Here is a 5,809-nt window from a genome sequence, read left to right as displayed (position 1 = left end):
GACCCGGCCCGAGGCCGGTGAGCGGACCCCGTCGGCCGAGGAGCCGACCCCCGGGGCCGGCAGTGTGTTCGCCCGCTCCGAGAACCGGCCCGTTCCGCAGGAACGATCGGAGCCCATGGAGTCCACCGGTCCCCGCGACCGGCCGGCGTCGGCGCTCGGGTCCCGGCGGTTCCGCGATACCGGGGCGACGGAGGCGATCTCCGGCGAGGACACCGGCGAACAGACCACGGCGGACCGGGACACCGACGACATCGAGACGTCGCCGATCTTCGACTCCGTGTCGGCGTGGTTCCAGCGACGTTCGCCGTCCGGTCGGGCGCCCGCCCAGCATTCGACGGCAGCCGCGGCAGCCCACCCCACCGGGCCGGATGCCGGTACGGCGGCGCCACCGGCCCGTTCCCCGGTCCGTCCGGGGCTCGGTGGGGCCTTCGGGCAACGCGGCCCCGCCCGCTCCGGAGTCGATCCGCTCACGGGCACCCGGACACCGGCGCGGGAGGAGCCCGCGGCGGACGCGCCGTCGGCGGCTCCGCCCGTCCCGGCCTTCGCGGCCCAGCATCAGACGGCCCCGCGTCAGACGGCCCCGCACCATCAGACGGCAGGGCAGTACCAGCCAACACAGCACCAGGCAACACAGCACCAGGCAACGCCCCAGCAGACCCCGTCCCGGGAGAACTGGACATCTCCCGGGGACGCCGGCTGGCAGGCGGCCGAGTTGTTGCGTCAACCGAGCACAGGCGGCGTGACGCGGTCGGGCCTACCGGTGCGAGTTCCCATGACCCATCTCGTGCCCGGCAGCGCCGAACCCGCGCCCCGCCGGCGTCCCGCCGACACCTCGGCCAGATCTCCTGAGGCTGTAGGAGGCCGGCTTGCCAGCTTCTACCAGGGCGTACGGCAGGGACGTGATGTCGGAGTCGACACCGCGAGGAATCCTCGACGTGACGCGCAGGAGGAACGGTGACACCCGTGAGTTCTGAAGCCCAGAACCTCAACTGGTTGATCAACAATTTTGTCGATCGAGTCCCGGGTGTCGCCCACACCGTCGTGGTGTCCGCAGACGGCCTGCTACTCGCCGTCTCCGACGGCTTCCCCCGGGATCGCGCCGACCAGCTCGCCGCAGTGGCCTCGGGACTGGTGAGCCTGACCCAGGGCGCCGCCCGCGTCTTCGAGGCGGGCGGCGTCACCCAGACGGTCGTGGAGATGGAGCACGGCTTTCTCTTCATCATGGCAATCAGTGACGGCGCGAGCATGGCAGTGCTCGCGGCACCATCCTGCGACATCGGTCTGGTCGGCTATGAGATGGCACTGCTGGTCAGCCGGGCGAAGGACGTCCTGACCCCGGCGTTGCGCGCCGAGCTGCAGGGAACCCTTCCGCGGTGACCGGACGGCAACACAGGGAGTCAGGGTGAGTATCGATCCCGAGGGCACGCCCGGGCCGGTCGTCCGTCCGTACGCGATGACCGGTGGGCGCACTCGGTCGCGCTATGAACTCGCCATCGAGGCACTCGTCTTCACGACGCCTCTCGGCGAGGAACAAGCGATCGGCCTCAACCTGGAGCAACAGACCATCGCCGCCATGTGCCGGCAGGTGCGATCCATCGCGGAGATCGCCGCTGGCCTCCGGGTGCCCCTCGGGGTGGCCCGCGTGCTGGTAGGCGACATGGCGGACGAAGGCTTCGTCCGCGTCCACCAGCAGCCTGACCGCGACGAGGCACCGGATCTCGCGTTGCTCGAAAGGGTTCTCAGTGGCCTTCGAAAGCTCTGACAACAGGCGGGTCAACTCCGCCGTCGCCACGACCTCGGTGAAGATCGTAGTAGCGGGCGGGTTCGGCGCCGGAAAAACCACATTCGTGGGTTCGGTGTCCGAGATCGTCCCGCTGCGCACCGAGGCCGTCATGACCGAGGCGGGAGCCCACATCGACGACCTCACCCACCTGATGGACAAGACCACCACCACGGTCGCCATGGACTTCGGCCGAGTCTCGCTGGACGAGGATCTGATCCTGTACTTGTTCGGCACCCCCGGGCAGTACCGCTTCTGGTTCATGTGGGACGACATCGTGCGGGGAGCCATCGGTGCGATCGTGCTCGCCGACACCCGCCGACTGGCCGACTGCTTCGCCGCGGTCGACTACTTCGAGCAGCGGCAGTTGCCCTTCGTGATTGGCGTCAACTGCTTCGACGGGATTCTGCGGCACTCGATCGAGGACGTCCGGGAAGCACTGCAGATCAGCCCGGCCGTTCCCGTCATCACCTGCGACGCCCGCAACCGAGACTCCACCAAGAGCGCACTGATCGCGGTGGTCGAGCACACGATGTCGCGGGCAACCGCACGGACCTGAGGTGATCCCGCCCGGGGCGGCCGGTGCCAGTCGCCCCGGGCAAGCGAGCCGACCCGAGCTCAGACGGGCGAGGGAACTTTGCGGAGTTCGGCCTCCAGCGGGACCTTGGTGTTACCCGCATTATTGACGATCTTGAGGTTGAAATCGTTCGCCTGCTGGTTCTGGTTCCACTGACCACCGACGAGGGCGATGCGGGCCACGTTCTTCGGGACGTTGGGCTGAGCTCCGAACGCCACGGGTCCGACGATGGTCTGGGCGTCGACGTCGCGGATGGCCGTGGCGACGGCTTCCCGACTGTCGAGGGAGTCGACGTTGCTCAGCGCCTTGACGGCGACCTCGAACAGGGCGTACGAAAATCCCAGGGTCTGGGTCCACCCCTGACCGCGGGCGCTGGTGAAGTCGTTGGCCAGCTCCAGGGACGTCTTGTTCGTCAGCGAGCTACGGAAGGGATGCGCCGGTGACCACGCCACCTCGGTGGTAAGACCGTCACCACCGGTACCGAGGCCACGCACATCCTCCTGGAAGTAGATCGCCTTGGAGATCGTCAGAGCGTTCGGCGAGTAACCGGAGGCCCTGGTCTCCTTCCGGAAGGTGGCGAAGTCCGCGGCCCGGGACACGCCGACGACGGCCTGCACCCCGTTCTTCTTGAATTCATCGATATAGGTCTTGAATGAGGGCGCCCCGGTTGAGTAGCCGGCTGACATCGGCGATGTCAGCCGGAGGTTGTTGTAGTTGCGGATGGTGGGAATTCCGAAGTCCGGGTCGGCGAACGCGCGGCCGTCGTCGTCGTCCGGATACATGAGCCCCACCTTGGTGATCCCGAGCTGGCTCCACATCGCGACGTAAGTCGCCACCAGGTCCTCCATGCCCCAGAAAAAGTGGTAGGTCCAGCGGAAGGGCATGTCGACGTTGCCGCCCCGGCCATTCCACCAGGCCTGCCACGGGGCGATTGTGGAGATACAGGGAACCTGGTTGATCTCGCACTGGTCCGCGACAGGAATGGCGGTGTCGGAGGTGCCACCGACCAGCACGATGTCGACCTTGTCCTTGAAGATCAGGTCGGTTGTCGCGGTCCCGGCGCCATGGCGGTCCGACTCGGAGTCCCGGACGAAGATCTCGACGGGATAGGTGCGGTTCCCCACCTTCACGCCGTCGGCCAGGATCGTGCGCATCGTCTGCAGCACATACGAGTCGACCACGCTGTAACTGCGGAACGCCCCCGTCCGGGACGTCACATAGCCGAGACGTACCTTGCGCGTCGCGCTAGCCGAGGAGGATGAGCCCCCGCACGCGGCCAACAGCCCGGCGGCCGGTGCCGCGACCGCCGCGGTCCCGGCCCAGCGAAGCAGGCCGCGCCGGTTTACGGCCCGTCGGCCGCTCTCCCGGGGAGCGGGGACGCCCCCGTCCGCACCGCCAGCCACATCCGTCCTGCCAGCGGCGGGACACCGTCCGCCACCCTCACTACGGTCAGACCTGAGCATGGCACCTGATCCTGCCCCACGCCACCCTGAATCCGACAGCCGGGGTCGGAACTCGGCAGATCCCGGGCGACCAGGGGCGCCTTAGATCCGACATATCGGTGTTTCACTTACCGTCAGCATAGGGATGGATCTTCTCAGTTCACCCCGCAGTATCGGTGCGGCGCACTGCCACTCGCGGTGAGTTCCAGCGTGCCCTGCGCCTTGTCGCGGATTCCGGCCCCGGGCTTGGCGATGTGCACCCCGGAAAGATCCTTCAGTGGCCCGCCGGTGAACTTCACGTTGCCGATCACATTCCCGCCGTCATTACCGGCCACCGGCGTGATCGTGTACTGACCGGCGGTGCCGCCCCAACTGTAGGCACCGGCGGTCCATTCGACCACGAGCACACCGACGACATTGTCGGACAGCTTCAGGGGATTCGTCCCGGTAACAAGCCGGCATTCCCAGCTGCCATCAATCATCGCCTTGCCATTGATCGCGTCCGGGCTGGTCGTGGTGGGCGTCGGCGAGCCGATGGGGGGAGCCGGCGAAACCGACGGCGCGCTCTTGCCGTCGCCATCGCCGCGCAGGAGTGCATAGCCGCCAACCGCGAGCAACGCGAGGACCAACGCAACGGCCAAAGGACCGATCCAACCCTGATGAAGCCAGGCGAGGCGATCCTCGCCGGAGAGGTCCTCGTCGTCCGGCTCATCCCGGGCATCCCCCGGTTCCCGCAGCCCCACCGCGCGGGCATCACGCCCGGAGGCCCGCCGCCCAGGCCCGGAATGGCCGCCGGCCCCGGCGCCCTCCTCATACCGGCCAGCATGCCCACGGCTCCTGGCGCCGGTTCCGCCCGCGCGACCGGCCCGGTCCGCGGTGCCACGCCGGCGCTCGCCGCCGTTCGCCGCACCCCGCTCACCCGATCGCGTCGATCCGGATGACCGGATGGGCTGAGGAGCCGAGACCGGTTGGAGATTGTTGGTGTCGGTCACCGGATTCGGGGTGCGACGGCGGTCGGCAGGCACACTGCGACCACTCGGTTTGCGCACCGACCGGGAGGGCTGCCAGCCACTGTCGTCATCCGGCGCGGGGCCGGCACCTCTGGCCTTTCCCGATCCCCGCCGGGGCACCAGGGACGTCCTCTCCGAGGGAGACTCGGGTCGGCGCCCCACCGGCGGCAACGGAGTTCCGACCAGGCCACGCGCACCGGTCCCGGCCGGCGGCGCGGAGGCGTCTGGCCGATACAGCGGACGAGCGGTCGTCATCGTCTCCTCGACCCGAGGTACAGCCAGGTCGGCGGGCCGACCGCTGGCCCGCGACGCATCGGCGCCGGCCTCGGGAGCCGCCCGCCGCTCCGGGGCCGCGAGCGCCCGGTCGCGGTCCGGAGCGGGCAGCCCGTTCTGGCCGGGCAGCCGGTCAGTCGGACCGGCCAACGAGTCCCTCGGTCCAGATGCCCGATTCGCCGGCATCCGCCAGTCGCTCTCCGTCGCAGTCTCCACCCACGATCGTCGCCGGGCCACCGGGAGCGGTCCGGAGAGCGGGTCCTCACGGCCGGGGACCAGTCCGGCGATCCCGTTGGGCCCGTTGGGCGGGAGAGGACGGACGACGTCTTCGGTGCCGGACAGGGGAGTCCGCCAGCCTGCGAGATCCGCTCCGCCGTCGCGGGGGTCCCGCGGACGATCCTGGCGGGAGCGCAGACGGTCCTGGCGGGAGTGTGGGGGCAGTCCCCCGGAACCGCCGTTGCCCCCGGAACCGCCGTTCGGGCCCCTTCTTCCCGGAGCCGGGTCCCTGCCGGGACGACTCGACGCCGATCCCGGCAGATAGGCTGCCACGCCCCCGAATCCGCGGGGCGGAGTTGATGAGGTCGCGCCCGGACCGGCGGATCCACCGCCACCAGGACGGACCCCGCCGGCCTCCCGGTTCAGGGGGCCCGGGCCCGCTGCGGGCGCGCCCACACCGGGCAGTTGAACGCGGGGCGAGCTGTGCCCGTTCCAAGGATCCGTCGAAGAG

General features: G+C 69.5%; 5 protein-coding genes and 1 pseudogene. 4 read left to right on the top strand and 2 right to left on the bottom strand.

Features of this window, described 5'->3' with window-relative positions:
- The 4 genes and pseudogenes from AC08OP_RS19390 to AC08OP_RS19375 form a co-directional block, all read left to right on the top strand.
- Positions 1-958 (top strand): annotated as a pseudogene (locus tag AC08OP_RS19390) (histidine kinase); the annotation flags it as partial.
- Complete coding sequence (locus AC08OP_RS19385) at positions 955-1,377, top strand: roadblock/LC7 domain-containing protein (protein ID WP_011435096.1); 423 nt, start codon at positions 955-957, stop codon at positions 1,375-1,377. The pseudogene AC08OP_RS19390 and the gene AC08OP_RS19385, both read left to right, overlap by 4 nt.
- A gap of 25 nt (positions 1,378-1,402) precedes the next feature.
- Positions 1,403-1,762 carry a DUF742 domain-containing protein gene (locus AC08OP_RS19380; protein ID WP_476615482.1) on the top strand — a complete coding sequence of 120 codons (360 nt, stop codon included), beginning with the start codon at positions 1,403-1,405 and terminating at the stop codon, positions 1,760-1,762.
- Positions 1,743-2,339, top strand: coding sequence for a GTP-binding protein (locus tag AC08OP_RS19375; protein ID WP_462185733.1), 597 nt, complete (start codon positions 1,743-1,745; stop codon positions 2,337-2,339). The genes AC08OP_RS19380 and AC08OP_RS19375 overlap by 20 nt, the downstream gene beginning before the upstream one ends.
- A gap of 59 nt (positions 2,340-2,398) precedes the next feature.
- On the opposite strand, the gene AC08OP_RS19370 is transcribed toward AC08OP_RS19375, so the two are convergent.
- Positions 2,399-3,760, bottom strand: coding sequence for an ABC transporter substrate-binding protein (locus tag AC08OP_RS19370; RefSeq protein WP_476598502.1), 1,362 nt, complete (start codon positions 3,758-3,760; stop codon positions 2,399-2,401).
- Between the two features lie 194 nt (positions 3,761-3,954).
- Positions 3,955-4,542: a hypothetical protein gene (locus AC08OP_RS19365; RefSeq protein WP_476615481.1), complete on the bottom strand. Its 588-nt coding sequence runs from the start codon at positions 4,540-4,542 to the stop codon at positions 3,955-3,957.
- Between the last annotated feature and the right edge of the window lie 1,267 nt (positions 4,543-5,809).

The organism is Frankia sp. CeRuru1 (assembly GCF_977966315.1).
Note: the sequence above shows the minus strand (reverse complement) of the source record. Positions and strands in the feature narration are given on the sequence as shown.